A 15866-nucleotide genomic window follows, 5' to 3' on the forward strand; every position below is an offset into this window, starting at 1 on the left:
AAAGCTGTCTTTTTTTATTTCATATGATTCGAATTTAAGACACAGTTGAGTCGTTGTGATAGCGAGTATCGACACTGAAATCTTGAGGAAATTTAGCAGAAATTTGCGCATAAAATGCCATAATTTCAGCCATATCTTTTTCATAATCACCAGTAGGATAAATAATTTTACCCACTCCAGTTTTTTTCTTCGCATAGTCCATATAGGCCAACGCAATTGGAACACCTGCACTAACTGCAACATGGTAAAAACCTGTTTTCCACTGTTCCTGCTTGGCACGTGTCCCTTCAGGGGTGACCAACATCACCAACTTAGGGTGTTCTTTAAAAAGATCACTCATGAGTTGCACCATACTTGGACGTGGTTCACCTTCATGCTTCGGACGACGGTCAATACCTATCCCGCCCATTGCACGAACAAATGGCCCAAATGGCAGTTTCATATAGCTGTCTTTAATAGTGATACGGACATGCACACCTAAGGCCTTTAATGCCAAACGAGCGTACAGCGCATCCCAATTGCTGGTATGTGGCGCTGCAATCATCACACATTGATCGATATTCAAATCCCAATGATTATCAATCTGCCACCCCATTAAGGCTAAACTTTGTTCTGCAAGCTTTTCGAACACAAAAAATACCACATTACTGAAAATCCGCGCCGATTCTAGCAATGCTGCTGATCAAATACACGGCGAGACGCTCAATAAAACAACAATTAATCTATAAACGTATATTTTATTTAATTCCAAATATTTCAAGAAAAAACAGGGTCTTTGAGATTAAAGGTAAAAATACGTGAATAGTATTCTTTATTGAAGATACAGAAGCACTCACAGATCTTCACAGATTCATTTCCTGCACTACTGTAGTGTAAAACTAAACATTGAATAATATCAGGTGCTGTATATGCAAAAGACTGTTTTAGCACTATGCCTATCTTTCACCATGTTAACTGCATGCTCAAAGCCAAATGAAAACAATCCTCCACCAGATCACAATGTCACGGCATCTCTGGACGACAGTGCTAGCGCAACCGTGATGGATGCACCAGACACAGCAAATGCCTTAGATTGGGTAGGCACATATCAAGGGGTTCTACCCTGTCATGATTGTTCTGGGATCGACACTGAACTTGAACTGACCTTAGATCATCATTTTGTGCTGAAACAAAAATTTTTAGGCAAATCGAATAATAATTATGTCAATGAAGTGAAAGGTTCATTTCAATTTTTGAATGACTCTGATCAACTGATACAGCTCGACTCATCTGGTGATAGCCGTATTTATTATATTGGTGCGCAATTTATTGAAATGCGTGGTGATAAAGGTCAAGTACTGGATCAACCTGAGTCCAACTTTAAACTCACCAAATCCTTAGAATAGACACTCGCAACATCATGCATGATTTAAATTGCTTATTTATATATCACAGCAAAAATTTCACCCAAACATCAAAAAGGTAGCCGAATTACTTCGGCCACCTTTACCAGAGTTTACTACTTTTGAGTCTGCATATTCTTAATTAGCTCGCTAAAATCAAGTGTTGCAGCTTTTTGTACCGGTGGATAATCCATCAAAGATTTAATGTGTGAACCCAGTAATGCCTGTAAGGGTTCAGAAATCCATTGTTTGGTTTGAATAATATCTGAACGGTCTCTGATACTATCAAAAGTCTCAAATGGGTCTTGGCGAAGGTTGTACATCACTGGAAATTTTTGCTTTTGATATTGGTCGTAATAATTTTCACTGGTTTCAAAATGAACTTTCCATTGATTAATACGAACTGCACGTAAAATCGATTCATGATAGTACAGAAAATTATCTCGCATACTCTCTTTTGATTTGCCAGTCCAATAGTCGATATTGTTTACACCATCAATAATTTGCTTACGATTGGTTTTCATCTCCTCGACTACATTTTTATTCCCTGCGACATTCGCCAAAGTTGTAAACAGATCCATATGCGACTGAATGCCATGCTTCACTTGTCTAGCAGGAATATGTCCCGGCCATCGCACCATCATTGGAACACGGACTCCTCCTTCATAGGTCGTCATTTTTTCACCACGGAACGGTGTGGTTCCACCATGATTTTTTGCACTGTGCTCAGGGCCATTATCAGTGGTATAAACAATGATGGTGTTATCCAACACCCCCATCTTCTTCATATCATCCAAGAGTTGACCGACTTGCATATCGTGTTCAACCATACCGCTGCCATATAAATCATCTTCTGAGGTGGCTTTAGCAGCTAAGTAACGATGCTCAGGACGTAAATGGGTAAACATGTGCATACGACTTGGGTTTAACCATACAAAAAACGGCTTGTCTGCTTTTTTACTGCGCTTCATAAAGTCTAAGCTGGCTGCAATGAATTCATCATCCACCGTTTCCATGCGTTTACGCGAAAGTTCACCCGTATCTTTACATTTTTGCTTACCCATTTTACCAAAACGCGGATCATTCGTTTCATCATCTGTAGTGTTTGCATAACAGTGTAGAACGCCACGAGTACCAAATTTTTGACGGAATTCTGGATCTTTTGGATAATCAAATTGCTCAAAAGTCTCCTCAGTATTGAGGTGATACAAATTACCGAAGAACTCATCAAAACCATGTACCGTTGGTAAATGTTCGTTACGGTCACCCAAGTGGTTTTTACCAAACTGACCACTCATATAACCCAAAGGTTTTAGTACTTCTGCCAGCGTTGGTGTTTCTGGTTTAATCCCTAAAGGCGAACCTGGACGACCTACTGTCGTCATACCTGAACGAATTGGATATTGACCCGTAATAAAAGCTGCACGCCCAGCGGTAGAGCTTGGCTGCGCATAATGATCGGTAAACATGATGCCTTCTTTGGCAATACGATCAATATTCGGCGTGTCATAGCCCATCACACCATGACTATAAGCACTGACGTTCTGCCAGCCTACATCATCGGACATAATCACCAAGATATTCGGTGCTTTTGCCATCAGGGCGGTTGAAAGCAAAGCCCCTCCTGCCAGAGCGATGGAACGTGCAATAATTTTTTTACGCATATGTTTTCCTTAACAGTTTTTGGAACAGATAAAAACTCACTTTCAAACAATTGTATCCACACAATCATTTGATACTTCATCATTTATGGGCGACGTCCTGCCCTACGTTATTACGGTTCTTTTAATGTGGTTGTAAGCGTTTCGCAATCTCACTTTTGGAAGTGGTTGCGGTATGAAAAAATTTCTTTAAGCCTGAGCACAGGTAATGTAAGCCAACTTCTCCTTCAGGGGTTTTCAAGAAACGGTCTTTCGGACAATCGCCCCAGCACAGTTGTAAATATGGACATTTGCGGCAGTATTCTGGGAGTGAGTTTGAGTTGGCATAGGCAAATTTCTTTTGTCGCTCTGCAAAAACCAAATCCCCCTGATGGGTCTCTTGAATATTGCCGAGCTTATATTCTGGATAGACAAAGTGATCACAGGAAAATAAATCACCATTGTGCTCCACTGCGAGTGACTTCCCGCAAATCTGTCCAGATACACATTTTTGTGCGCCATATCCAAACATCATCGAAATCACATTCTCAAATTGATCGATAAACACTTGTCCAAAGTCTTGAGCAAACCACTCCTTCCATACAGTAGATAAGAAGCTCCCCCAATCATCCGCTGCAATCGACCAGTCGGTTACTACGGAATCAATAGTTCCGGGTTGTGCTGCGGTACTGCCTAGTTTCGGTAAATCGGCTGGATTCCAGTGTCCTGGCGCTGTTTGTTGGAACTGCGCACTTTCCATGCCTGGAATAAACTGAATCATGTAAGGTTTAACCTGATCACGCAGGAAGCGGTACACATCGAGCGGTCGTTTGCTGTTATCGCGATTGACCACACATAATGCGTTAAAGCGTATTTGGTATTGATGCAGTAGTTGCGCAGCATGCATCACTTTGGCATGGGTAGGTTTACCACCTTTGTTATAACGGTGGATGTCGTGCAAATCGGCTGGACCATCAATGGATAAGCCAACAAGATAATCATGTTTTTTTAGAAAGGCACACCAGTGTTCATCGAGTAAAATACCGTTGGTTTGTAAGTCATTTTCAATGCGTTGATTGGGTTTCTTATATTTATGTTGTAGTGCAGTCACGCGTTTAAAGAAATCCACCCCCATTAAGGTCGGCTCACCGCCCTGCCAACTAAATACAATTTCATCCCCAGTTTGTGCTTCAATATATTGCTTAATATGAAGCTCTAGCATTGACTCCGTCATGCGCGGAGTTTTCGGTTGATGCAGCATATCTTGCTTATGCAAATAGAAGCAATAACTACAGTCCAAGTTACACTGTGCGCCAGAGGGCTTGACCATCACGTGATAGCGATATGTTTGTCCCTGCACTTGCAGGCTTTTTAAAGGCGGAGATTCAGCTTGTATAGGTATCATTCGCATTTTTAGAGTCCTCATTTTTTTCAGCATTCAGGCACAAATTCACAACTGTACAAAACCATGTACACAAGTTATTTTGCGAAAAGAGATCTGGTAGTTTCATTCCATTCACTGCATAAAGTCGGCTAAAGACCCAAGCCATTTTTTGTTTTGAATGGATTAACCAGAGTGACTGTTGCCGCTAAACATGCAACATGAAGGCTGCCATAAGATGACCTTGCAAATCTTTTGATAATTTCAATATTTTATAATTCATTCTCTTCTTGTCCCTAAGCTTAATTTTCATCAGCAAAGCTACTGTGTAAGAGTAAAAATCAACAGCCAATTCCAATTTAGGCATGCTAAAAAATACTGACCCATCTCACACAGTTGCATTGCTTGGTAGAGCACGTTATCAAACTTTGAAAATAGAAAAACCACTCAAAAGAATGGTAATTGCATTTTTTATAGTCGTTATATACTTGAACTACGTCATCCTTCAAACCTAAACACCATTCTGTTGAACCCAAACTAGACATATTTTATAAAATGTGAAGCTTCACTTTTAGAACTTCGACATAGACTATTTTAAGAATTGAGAAGCTGGATAATGAATTTTTAAATGATCCATTTATACCTAATGCGCTGACTCGTCTCCGTCTTATCTTTTGTTTTTATTCACACAGTCAGAAACATCAAAAAGTTCAATAAAAAAGGCCGCTCATGGAGCGACCTTTTTCTTTTCAAATATATGTGAGTAACTATGAATAAATTACAAACATTTATTTAATTAGGGTTGGAATTTACATCATTCCGCCCATACCACCCATGCCGCCCATATCAGGCATTGCAGGCTTGTCTTCTGGAACGTCAGTAATCATACATTCGGTTGTCAACATTAAACCTGCTACAGATGCAGCATGCTCAAGTGCAGAACGCGTTACTTTCGCTGGGTCAAGAATACCCATTTCCAGCATGTCGCCATACTCAGAAGTTGCAGCGTTATAACCGAAGTTACCTTCGCCATTTTTCACAGCGTTGATGACAACTGAAGGCTCATCACCTGCATTGGCAACGATTTGACGAAGTGGCGCTTCAATTGCACGACGTAAAATGTTGATACCAACATTTTGATCATCATTCGCACCGTTTACGCCATCAAGCGCAGCTGCAGCACGTACCAGTGCAACACCACCACCGGCAACTACACCTTCTTCAACCGCAGCACGCGTTGCATGAAGCGCATCGTCAACACGATCTTTCTTCTCTTTCATTTCAACTTCAGTCGCAGCACCAATTTTGATGACTGCAACACCGCCTGCCAATTTAGCAACACGCTCTTGAAGTTTTTCTTTATCGTATTCAGAAGACGATTCTTCAATTTGCGCACGGATTTGAGTAACACGTTCAGCAATTTGAGCTGCATCACCCGCACCATCAACAATTACAGTGTTTTCTTTAGATACAGTGATCTTGTGCGCAGTACCCAAATCTTGAAGAGAAGCTTGCTCTAAAGTCATGCCGACTTCTTCAGAAATCACAGTCGCGCCCGTCAAGATTGCGATATCTTGAAGCATTGCTTTACGACGGTCACCAAAACCTGGCGCTTTAACCGCACATACTTTGATAATTCCGCGCATGTTGTTAACAACAAGTGTAGCTAAAGCCTCACCTTCAACATCTTCAGCGATGATTAAAAGTGGTTTACCTGTTTTAGCAACAGCTTCCAGCACAGTAATTAATTCACGGATGTTGCTGATTTTTTTGTCAACAAGCAAGATGAACGGATTTTCAAGTTCAGCCGTTAATGTATCTTGTTTGTTTGCAAAATACGGGCTGATATAACCACGGTCAAACTGCATACCTTCAACAACGTCCAAAGCATCTTCAAAGCCTGAACCTTCTTCAACGGTAATCACGCCTTCTTTACCTACGCGTTCCATTGCTTGTGCAATGAGTTTACCTACAGTTTCGTCAGAGTTTGCAGAGATTGAACCGACTTGTTCAATCGCTTTAGTATCAGAAGCAGGTTTTGCTGTTGCTTTAATTTCAGCAACCAATGCTTTAACAGCCAGGTCAATACCGCGTTTCAAGTCCATTGGGTTCATGCCCGCTGTTACAGACTTGATGCCTTCATTTAAAATTGCTTGAGCTAGTACAGTTGCAGTTGTTGTACCGTCACCAGCGATGTCATTGGTTTTAGAAGATACTTCACGAACCAATTGAGCGCCCATGTTCTCAAATTTGTCTTTTAGAGAAATTTCTTTCGCAACAGTTACACCATCTTTAGTGATGTGCGGCGCACCGAAAGAACGGTCGATCACAACGTTACGGCCTTTAGGACCTAAAGTTACTTTTACAGCATCTGCAAGCACGTTTACGCCTGCAATCATTTTAGAACGAGCTGAATCACCAAATTTTACGTCTTTAGCTGACATACTAAACTCCAAATATTCTTAAATTTTAATCAATTGTATTGCTTAAACAGCAAATGAACGTTCTGAATTAACCTTCAAGAACCGCTAAAATATCAGACTCTTTCATCACAAGAAGTTCTTCGCCTTCAACTTTAACTTTAGTGCCTGCATATGCACCAAACAGTACATTGTCACCCACTTTTACGTCTAAAGCACGAACGCCATTGTCTGTAATTTTGCCATTGCCTACTGCAATGATTTCACCTTGAGCTGGCTGTTCAGCAGCAGAAGTACTCAAAATTAAACCACCTGCAGTTTTAGTTTCCTTTTCTACGCGGCGAATCACAACGTTGTCATGTAAAGGACGAATTTTGCTCATTTCTTGCTCCATAGACATTTTCAAAATGTCATTGTTTACGATGTGAAGATGACTTCTTATTCCTAGGTCATCAACAAAATTTTGATATGACACTTTTGTGGGGATGGAATAAAACGCTTCAAGGGCAAACACAAAATATTTTTATATTTTTGCGCTCTTTTTAAGCAAACCTCATCAAAGTTTAGACACTCAATTCAATCTGACATATTTTGCTGCATCAACTCGAAGTGATTTGTTTCAGCGTTAAAGCTCAAATGTTGTACATCGGCATTCGGCAAAATAATATTCAAGCTATTGGGCAAGCCCGCATGTAAACGATAAGACGTCGCCGTTCCCGCATGAATATCCAGCACAGGATGCGATACCCCAAGTTGATAAATCTGATTCAAATCATAAACGGCAGCGTGGTGTAAATGCCCATGTAAGAGTCCATTTAAACCATGTTGGCTCCATTGCTCCAACGCAATACGACCAAGCATTGGACAGTCTTTCACACCATGACTATGGTCTGGCGGAGTATAAAAAGGCTGATGCGCGGCGATCAGTTTAATTTTGTGTGCAGGTGCTTGCTGCAACTTCAGGTCAATCTCTTGAATTTGGTTCAGTGAAATATGCCCTCGCGTGTGGTAACGCCGACGAATACTATTCACTCCAATGACATAAAAATGTTCAGTTTCTAAGGTGTTTTCCATCCCCCCAAAAAACAGTTGATAACGTGCAAAGGGGCTGAAAAAACGATTCCACACATGGTACAGCGGAATATCATGATTCCCCGGTACCACCAAATACGGCAGCTTTAAACTGTCTAAAAACTGCCGACAAGCATAAAACTGAATAAACCGTGCACGTTGGGTCAAGTCCCCACTGACCACTACGGCTTCAAAAGGATGTTCCTCACATAACTGACGAATGGCCTGCAAACAGGCTTCGCGTTCGGTCCCAAAGTGTAAATCCGACAAATGTAAAATCATGCGGGAACCATGATATTCAGCGCATGCTTACGTACTGTAATTTTCAGCGGTGGTGCCATCGTGACAATTTCTCCATCTACCGCAACCGTGAGCTTATTACGCTTTGAATGAACAATCACTTCATCTGCTGCAAAGCTATAGACATCGGAAGCCTGATCCAAATTGCCTTTAATCAGCTGCCATAAGGTCTTGAACAAAGTCCGCTTATCACTTTTTGCCACCACCACCCCCGCCACTTTCCCAGCTTCAGCCGCCTCAGCAATACGTAGTTTCATTTCAGCCAGTTGAAGTTGATTGTTTCCAAAGAAAATCAGTGGCGTTTTCACTGGATAGCGTTGTCCATCCACCTCTACCTCAAGTTTTAACTCTTTACGGTCGCGGATGAGAACATCCAATGCCGAGGTATACGCATGCAATGGAAAACGTCCAAAATACTTATTAAACTGTTCTCTTTTTTGAATAAATAAAGGATAAAGCCCTAAACTGGCATTGTTCAGATATATATGTTGATTCAACTGTGCCACATGTACAGAACGTGGCTGCCCTTCACTAATGGCTTTGGCTGCATCTAATAGGTCCAACGGAATATTCAACACTCGTGCAACATAGTTAAAGGTACCTAGAGGCAAGATCCCCATGGGAATATCCGTTCCCATCAATTTAGATGCAACTGCATTTAAAGTACCATCGCCACCTGCAGCAACGACGACCCCTACATTTTCCGCTTGACGATGGCGTAGTAAAATCTCTTGCATCATCTGATCAAAGTTTATGCACTCACTTAACTCAAATGACTGTATTTCAAACCCCGCGGTACTCAGATCGGCTACCAACTGTTCATACACTTCATCTTTATTTGCGGCATGAAAACCTGATTTTTTATTATAAATAAGTGATAAAGGTTTGAGTTGCTCTGACATTTTGCACCTAAACTTGAACTAATTGCTCTATTTTTGTCCAAATATTCAACACTTAACAGTTTTGTTATGTAAAATTCAAATGACTACCATTTATTTAATCAATAATAAATCTCAATCACAAAATAAATGCAAACATTTGATTTTAATACTAATATCTTAAATGAATAATCCTCATAAATATAATAAATACACAAAATAAAAACCAAAAATCAAACCAAACTATTGTTTTTTAATAGTTAAAATGAAGTAGCCACATCGAACTGTTCATAATTTAGATACGCCTTTGGTCTTATTTTTTTTATCAAATTATGCTTTAATACAGCCACTTTTTTTTCATCTTTTCATCTCCGCAGTAAATTTTATTGCTGAGATTGTACTTTGTACAAACGTGTACATATTTGAGATAGGCCTCACCATGACCCAAGTGAACGCACCAGAATTCGTTCGTCACCCTAAGCTTATTGCGTGGGTGGAAGAAATTGCAAAATTAACAAAACCAGCGAAAATTGAATGGTGTGACGGCAGCGAAGAAGAATATCAACGTTATATCAACTTGATGATCGCTAACGGCACAATGCAAGCGCTTAACCAAGAAACGCATCCTGGTTCTTATCTTGCTAATTCTGATCCTTCTGACGTTGCTCGTGTTGAAGGTCGTACTTACATCTGCTCTGAAAAACAAGAAGATGCTGGTGCAACAAACAACTGGGAAGAGCCTGCTGAAATGCGTGCTCGCCTAAATGGTTTGTTTGACGGTTCAATGGCAGGTCGTACTTTATATGTAGTACCGTTCTCTATGGGCCCATTAGGTTCTCATATTGCGCATATTGGTATCGAATTAACTGACTCTCCTTATGTAGCAGTTAGCATGTCTAAAATGGCTCGCATGGGTAAAGCTGTTTATGACGTTCTTGGTACAGACGGTGAATTTATTCCTTGCGTACATACTGTTGGTGCACCGCTTGCGATCGGCGAAAAAGACGTTGCATGGCCTTGCAACCCTGAAAAATACATTGTGCACTACCCAGAAACGCGTGAAATCTGGTCTTACGGTTCTGGTTACGGCGGTAACGCATTGTTAGGTAAAAAATGCTTAGCTTTACGTATTGCATCATCTATGGGTCGTCAACAAGGCTGGTTAGCTGAACACATGTTGATCCTTGGTGTGACTAATCCTCAAGGCGAAAAACACTACATCGCAGCGGCATTCCCTTCTGCTTGTGGTAAAACAAACTTCGCGATGTTGATTCCACCAGCAGGCTACGAAGGTTGGAAAATTGAAACTGTAGGTGATGATATTGCTTGGATCAAACCAGGTGAAGATGGTCGCTTATACGCAATCAACCCAGAAGCAGGTTTCTTCGGTGTAGCACCTGGTACAAATACCAAGACCAACCCGAACTGTATGGCTACACTTCACAAAGACGTGATTTATACCAACGTTGCGGTAACTGACAACGGTGAAGTATGGTGGGAAGGTCTTTCTAAAGAAGCACCTGCCAACCTAACCAACTGGAAAGGTCAACCTCACACTGGCGCAGAAAAAGCGGCTCATCCAAATGCGCGCTTCACTGTTTCAGCAGGTCAATGTCCTTCTATCGATGCTGACTGGGAAAATCCAGCCGGTGTTCCAATTTCAGCGTTCATCTTTGGTGGTCGCCGTGCGGACACAGTGCCTCTAATTTCAGAAGCATTTGACTGGGTAGATGGTGTTTACAAAGCTGCAACTATGGGCTCTGAAACAACTGCTGCTGCTGTTGGCCAACAAGGTATTGTTCGTCGTGACCCATTCGCAATGCTTCCATTTGCGGGTTACAACATGGCGGATTACTTCTCTCACTGGTTAGAGCTTGGTGAAGAAGTTGCAGCGAAAGCTAAAGCTGCGGGCAACAAACTTCCGGGCATCTACAACGTGAACTGGTTCCGTCGTGATGCTGAAGGCAACTTCGTATGGCCTGGTTTCGGTCAAAACATGCGTGTTCTTGAGTGGATCATTGACCGTTGTGAAGGCCGTGCTGATGCAGTTGAAACACCAATTGGTTTAGTTCCAACTTATGAACAGTTGAACTGGACAGGTTCTGACTTCACTAAAGCACAGTTTGACCTTGTGACTTCTCAAGACAAAGATCAATGGATCAAAGAGCTTGAAAGCCATACTGAACTATTCGACAAACTTGGTGAACGCCTACCAGCTGCTCTTAAAGCTCGCCAAAACGAACTTTTAGATGCTGTTAAGCAATCTGCTTAATCTTTAAATTAAGCCAAAAAAAGACCGCGTAAGCGGTCTTTTTTTAATCTATTTATAATTTTAAAACTTTATAACTCAACAAAAATTTATCAAGGGGTAATTCATGCTTAAAAAACTCACACTCACAATTGGTCTACTGGGCCTATCAAGCTTAGTCATGGCTCAAACAGAAGTAGCAACAACTCAGCCAGCACTTCATGTTTGCGCAATCAAAGGCACACCTGACTCAACTCAATTTGAAATCAAAAAGCGTATCAAAGTCGCTAAAGGCACTTATGGCAGCGTGGTTGAACTCTATCCGCGTTTTGCTGAACGTGCACATCAAGTCGGTGGTAACGTCGTCATTAACTACAATGCCAGCCAACGTTTTGGCTTTTGGCCTTGGCGTATTGTCCGCCCAGTTGTTTGGGGAACGGCTGTAAAATGGAAGACACCAGTGGACTGTAAACAGCTCGGTGGTATCGAAATTTAAATCTAAAAAAGCCGCGATAGCGGCTTTTTTAATAGAACAAAATCAAGTGTAACCATGACATGCAATCAACATTATGCAGCATCGCCTTGCATACGACGTAGGTGTAAATCCTGCAAGTAGATGTCTAAAGCTTGAGTTTCTAGTGCATCAAATTTTAAATACAGTTTAGTCCGTCGTTTTAAAATATCTTCACTGCTGATGGCCCACTCACGTTTCACCACATAATCCACTTCTTGCTGATACAAGCCATGGCCAAAAGACTGACCTAAAGTTTGTACATCTTTGTTCTCACCAAGCATATGCCACACTCGACTACCATAACTGTTTGCCCAACGATGTGCTGTTTGAGACTCTAGCCCTTTGATTTCATGCATCAACTCTGCACATAAAACCTCGACTGAACTAAAACCATCTGCACCAGGGAGTTTTGCCTCAGCCGTCCATTCTACTTTCATGTGTGGAAAATAACGTTTTAGCTGTAGCAAAGCCGCTTCCGCCAACTTTCGATAAGTCGTTAACTTTCCACCATAAACAGATAACAATGGCGCTTCATCCGCAACAGATTTAGACATTGCCAGTACATAATCACGTGTCACTTTAGAGGCTTGTGTACTTGCATCATCATACAATGCCCTTACACCTGCAAAGCTTGAGATTACATCTTCTGGCTGTAATTGAAGCTTGAAATGGTCATTAATCACATCAATCAAATAAGCAGTTTCCTGCTCGGTGATATGGACATAATTTGCATCGCCCTCAAACTCTACGTCCGTGGTACCAATCAGGCTGTATTCATCTAAATAAGGAATTACAAACACAATGCGTTGATCATCATTTTGTAGAATAAACGCATGCGGTTCCGGGTATAAACGCTTCACAATAATATGACTGCCCTGAACCAATCGAATGCCTGCCTTTGGGGTTTTGGACAGTTGCTGTTGAATAAAATCCGTGACCCATGCACCCGTTGCATTAACCAAAGTTCGAGCTTTAATTTGGTAATGTTGTTTTTGATGCTCTAAGGTTAGACACCACACACCCTCCTGCTGAACCGCAGAAACACATCGTGTTTGGGTTCGAATTTGAGCTCCCAGCTCATGCGCTTGAATTGCATTAACTACCACCAAACGAGCATCATCCACAGTACAGTCCGAATATTCAAAACCACGCTTAATGGTGTCTTTTAACGGGCTATCGACATTAAAATGAACAAGCTCCGAGCCCTCTAATGTTTCTCGTTTTGCCAAATAGTCATAGATAAACAAGCCTGAACGAATCAACCACGCAGGACGCAAATAAGGTAAATGCGGCATAATAAAACGCATAGGATGGATCAAATGTGGGGCTTTTTTTAACAGTACTTCACGCTCTAATAGCGCTTCACGCACCAAACGAAATTCTTTCTGTTCGAGATAACGCAATCCACCATGAATGAGCTTGCTACTGGCTGAAGACGTATGACTGGCTAAATCATCTTTTTCGCAGACGAAAACACTTAAACCGCGCCCTACAGCGTCATTTGCAATGCCCACCCCATTGATGCCCGCGCCCACAACGGCAATATCATAAATGGCATCTGTGTCTTGCATATCCACCTCTCTCGTTGAGTTATTGTGTTATTTTTGTTCTTCACGCTAAACTTAACATCAAAATTCAACCTTGTCATATTCCAAAGCCAGTCAAATCAGAGAAAATTCGTTATTCTAAATAAATTAATAACCGTATCTATTTTTACAATTTAATTTTTAATTTTGACTATTCAGTGAAAAATCAACTAATTTCCAAGCTAAAAAACACTTTCTTTTCTAAAAATCAACATTCACCATAAAATAAAAAAGCACTATAACCTCTTGTATTTTAATTGACTATTCACACATTAAAAAATCACAAGAATTTGTTTTAGATAAGTAAAATGATAATTTCCCATTAAAATAAAGATATTCATTAGAAAAACTTAACAGCATATAAATCATACCAACTTTTAGACTAAAGTCGAATGAAGTCCAAGGATAAGGGGCGTATAACGAAACAGAATTTTTTGTTTAATCTTAAAATATATTGTTTTAACTTTTTCTACTTAAAAAAGTTAAAAGATGTATTTTCCGAACTTCTCTTTGGGAAATTTTTGTGACTGATCTATCTCCCCAAGCTGCTCCAGTAAGCATCGATAAAAAGACCCGCTTAAAATCGATTCTCGGTGGTTCAGCTGGCAACTTAGTTGAATGGTATGACTGGTATGTCTATGCCGCATTTACCTTATATTTCGCGCCACAGTTTTTCCCTGAAGGGGATGACACGGTAAAACTTTTACAAGCTGCTGCCGTCTTTGCACTAGGCTTCCTGATGCGTCCTATTGGTGCGTGGATCATGGGCATTTATGCAGACCGTAAAGGACGTAAATCAGGTCTTACCCTGTCTGTATCTTTAATGTGTGTGGGATCTTTGATTATTGCTTGTGCACCCACCTATGCCAGTGTGGGTATGCTCGCACCTGCCTTATTGCTTTTTGCCCGTTTATTGCAAGGTTTAAGTGTTGGTGGAGAATACGGTTCAAGCGCAACCTATTTAACGGAAATGGCTGGTAAAAACCATCGTGGTTTCTTCTCTAGTTTTCAGTATGTGACCCTCATTTCTGGTCAGCTCTTGGCGCTGTGTGTGTTGATCATTTTACAACGCACCATGAGCGAAGCACAGTTATCTGAATGGGGCTGGCGTATTCCCTTCTTCATTGGTGCTGTACTTGCCATTGTGGTGTTCTGGATTCGTCGTGGTTTGGTTGAAACCCAATCTTCAAAAGATGCACAGGAACAAGCTAAAAATGGCGGCCCAAAATCAAGTGCACTTGCTTTATTTACTAAATATCCAAAGCAAGCGTTCACTGTGATTATGCTGACTGCGGGTGGAACACTGGCATTTAACACCTTTACTACGTATTTACAAAAATACTTGGTTAACACCTCAGGTTTTGAGAAAACTACAGCAACAGAAATCACCACAGCAGCAATCTTTGTCTTCATGCTATTACAGCCTGTTGTGGGTGCACTGTCTGATAAAATTGGTCGTAAACCAATTATGATCACTTTTGGCGTATTGGGCGTACTCTTCACAATTCCAATTTTCAACGGTCTAGGTTCAACCAGCAGCCCAACAACCGCATTTATGCTATGTATGAGCGGTATGGTAATTGTAACGGGTTATACCGCAATTAATGCCGTAGTCAAAGCAGAGCTCTTTCCAGCACATATTCGTGCACTAGGGGTTGCCCTGCCTTATGCGATTGCCAATACTATCTTTGGTGGTACAGCAGAACTTGTGGCGTTGAGCTTTAAAAATGCAGGACATGAAAACTACTTCTTTTACTACATCACCTTCATGATTGGTTTATCCCTACTGACTTACATCTTTATGAAAGACACCAAAAAGCACAGCATGATTACCGATCATTGATGCTTAAAGTAAGCATGTAAGTTAAGAAGCTAAACATAAAAAATGCCTTCTCGAATGAAGGCATTTTTTTATGTTTGATCAATTTTTTTACCGAAACTTGATTGATTGAAATATCGTGAATTACACCTGTGTATGGCATACTAAGAACAAGAATAATGTTAGGAACTTTTTATATGAAAAATACGTATAAACTTTTAGGCTTAAGCTGTATCGTTTTAGCAGTATCTGCATGTCAAAGCACGCCTCGCCAATACAATGGCAATATTGGCTATCAAATTGAACATCAATCAGCGTCGAGCGCTACCCTTGCTTATACGCTTGCTGCTCGTAAGAACCAGCAACTCGATGAAAACAAATTACAACGTGCTTGCCAAAAGGTTTTAGGCTCACAAAAGAATTATAAATTGGCGATTTTAAGTATTAATGAAATTCCTAACACTGCAGCAGATGTTCCCGAATATGGCCGCCAAATTGGTCAAACCCGTGCCACTTTTGGCTTAAGCAATACACCCGACTTACACCAAGGTGAAAACATTGCAACACGTGAGTCACTTGAAGCACGTCCAAGCACACTCCATGTTGTGCGCTATACCTGTTCTTAAG

General features: G+C 41.0%; 13 protein-coding genes. 5 read left to right on the forward strand and 8 right to left on the reverse strand.

The genetic code is table 11. The annotated features are described in order from the left end of the window. Positions 1 to 34: 34 nt before the first annotated feature. Positions 35 to 631: a 1-acyl-sn-glycerol-3-phosphate acyltransferase gene (locus AC0KVP_RS11380; protein ID WP_010326291.1), complete on the reverse strand. Its 597-nt coding sequence runs from the start codon at positions 629 to 631 to the stop codon at positions 35 to 37. Between the two features lie 277 nt (positions 632 to 908). On the opposite strand from AC0KVP_RS11380, the gene AC0KVP_RS11385 reads away from it, so the two are divergent. After that, entirely contained in the window at positions 909 to 1385 is a 477-nt protein-coding gene (locus AC0KVP_RS11385; RefSeq protein WP_286406888.1) for a copper resistance protein NlpE, read from the forward strand. Positions 1386 to 1498: 113 nt separating this feature from the next. Here the strand turns inward: AC0KVP_RS11385 and AC0KVP_RS11390 are convergent, their stop codons facing one another. From AC0KVP_RS11390 to AC0KVP_RS11415, 6 genes are all read right to left on the reverse strand, one after another. After that, positions 1499 to 3046 carry an arylsulfatase gene (locus AC0KVP_RS11390; RefSeq protein WP_473336755.1) on the reverse strand — a complete coding sequence of 516 codons (1548 nt, stop codon included), beginning with the start codon at positions 3044 to 3046 and terminating at the stop codon, positions 1499 to 1501. 121 nt (positions 3047 to 3167) lie between these two features. Then, positions 3168 to 4433: an anaerobic sulfatase maturase gene (locus tag AC0KVP_RS11395; RefSeq protein WP_473336757.1), complete on the reverse strand. Its 1266-nt coding sequence runs from the start codon at positions 4431 to 4433 to the stop codon at positions 3168 to 3170. A 779-nt stretch (positions 4434 to 5212) separates the two neighbouring features. Continuing rightward, positions 5213 to 6847: a chaperonin GroEL gene (groL, locus tag AC0KVP_RS11400; protein WP_004694331.1), complete on the reverse strand. Its 1635-nt coding sequence runs from the start codon at positions 6845 to 6847 to the stop codon at positions 5213 to 5215. Positions 6848 to 6914: 67 nt separating this feature from the next. Further along, positions 6915 to 7205 (reverse strand): co-chaperone GroES, encoded by a 291-nt coding sequence (locus tag AC0KVP_RS11405; protein ID WP_010326285.1) that lies wholly within the window; start codon positions 7203 to 7205, stop codon positions 6915 to 6917. 194 nt (positions 7206 to 7399) lie between these two features. Then, positions 7400 to 8176 (reverse strand): metallophosphoesterase family protein, encoded by a 777-nt coding sequence (locus tag AC0KVP_RS11410; protein ID WP_473336760.1) that lies wholly within the window; start codon positions 8174 to 8176, stop codon positions 7400 to 7402. Continuing rightward, entirely contained in the window at positions 8173 to 9096 is a 924-nt protein-coding gene (locus AC0KVP_RS11415) for a diacylglycerol/lipid kinase family protein (protein ID WP_473336761.1), read from the reverse strand. Before AC0KVP_RS11415 ends, AC0KVP_RS11410 begins: the two co-directional genes overlap by 4 nt. A gap of 415 nt (positions 9097 to 9511) precedes the next feature. Between AC0KVP_RS11415 and AC0KVP_RS11420 the strand changes: the two genes are divergently transcribed. Together AC0KVP_RS11420 and AC0KVP_RS11425 are read left to right on the forward strand one after the other, a co-directional pair. Continuing rightward, the gene (locus tag AC0KVP_RS11420; protein ID WP_473336763.1) at positions 9512 to 11344 is read left to right on the forward strand and encodes a phosphoenolpyruvate carboxykinase (GTP); all 1833 of its coding nucleotides are present in this window, start codon (positions 9512 to 9514) and stop codon (positions 11342 to 11344) included. Between the two features lie 103 nt (positions 11345 to 11447). Next, the gene (locus tag AC0KVP_RS11425) at positions 11448 to 11816 is read left to right on the forward strand and encodes a hypothetical protein (protein ID WP_078390144.1); all 369 of its coding nucleotides are present in this window, start codon (positions 11448 to 11450) and stop codon (positions 11814 to 11816) included. Positions 11817 to 11887: 71 nt separating this feature from the next. Here the strand turns inward: AC0KVP_RS11425 and glpD are convergent, their stop codons facing one another. Further along, positions 11888 to 13405 (reverse strand): glycerol-3-phosphate dehydrogenase, encoded by a 1518-nt coding sequence (gene glpD, locus AC0KVP_RS11430; RefSeq protein ID WP_473336765.1) that lies wholly within the window; start codon positions 13403 to 13405, stop codon positions 11888 to 11890. Between the two features lie 538 nt (positions 13406 to 13943). Here glpD and AC0KVP_RS11435 point away from each other — a divergent pair. Further along, positions 13944 to 15263 (forward strand): MFS transporter, encoded by a 1320-nt coding sequence (locus AC0KVP_RS11435; protein ID WP_062034098.1) that lies wholly within the window; start codon positions 13944 to 13946, stop codon positions 15261 to 15263. Between the two features lie 173 nt (positions 15264 to 15436). Further along, positions 15437 to 15865: a hypothetical protein gene (locus tag AC0KVP_RS11440; protein WP_473336768.1), complete on the forward strand. Its 429-nt coding sequence runs from the start codon at positions 15437 to 15439 to the stop codon at positions 15863 to 15865. The last annotated feature ends 1 nt before the right edge of the window (position 15866 follow it).

This window comes from Acinetobacter sp. DL27, from assembly GCF_055810995.1.

Excerpts from the sequence above, each read along its gene's own strand:
- AC0KVP_RS11420 (WP_473336763.1), top strand. The coding sequence starts at position 9,512 with ATGACCCAAGTGAACGCACCAGAATTCGTTCGTCACCCTAAGCTTATT.
- AC0KVP_RS11390 (WP_473336755.1), bottom strand. The coding sequence starts at position 3,046 with ATGCGTAAAAAAATTATTGCACGTTCCATCGCTCTGGCAGGAGGGGCT.
- AC0KVP_RS11385 (WP_286406888.1), top strand. The coding sequence starts at position 909 with ATGCAAAAGACTGTTTTAGCACTATGCCTATCTTTCACCATGTTAACT.
- AC0KVP_RS11410 (WP_473336760.1), bottom strand. The coding sequence starts at position 8,176 with ATGATTTTACATTTGTCGGATTTACACTTTGGGACCGAACGCGAAGCC.
- groL (WP_004694331.1), bottom strand. The coding sequence starts at position 6,847 with ATGTCAGCTAAAGACGTAAAATTTGGTGATTCAGCTCGTTCTAAAATG.
- AC0KVP_RS11440 (WP_473336768.1), top strand. The coding sequence starts at position 15,437 with ATGAAAAATACGTATAAACTTTTAGGCTTAAGCTGTATCGTTTTAGCA.
- AC0KVP_RS11425 (WP_078390144.1), top strand. The coding sequence starts at position 11,448 with ATGCTTAAAAAACTCACACTCACAATTGGTCTACTGGGCCTATCAAGC.
- AC0KVP_RS11415 (WP_473336761.1), bottom strand. The coding sequence starts at position 9,096 with ATGTCAGAGCAACTCAAACCTTTATCACTTATTTATAATAAAAAATCA.
- AC0KVP_RS11395 (WP_473336757.1), bottom strand. The coding sequence starts at position 4,433 with ATGCGAATGATACCTATACAAGCTGAATCTCCGCCTTTAAAAAGCCTG.
- glpD (WP_473336765.1), bottom strand. The coding sequence starts at position 13,405 with ATGCAAGACACAGATGCCATTTATGATATTGCCGTTGTGGGCGCGGGC.
- AC0KVP_RS11405 (WP_010326285.1), bottom strand. The coding sequence starts at position 7,205 with ATGAGCAAAATTCGTCCTTTACATGACAACGTTGTGATTCGCCGCGTA.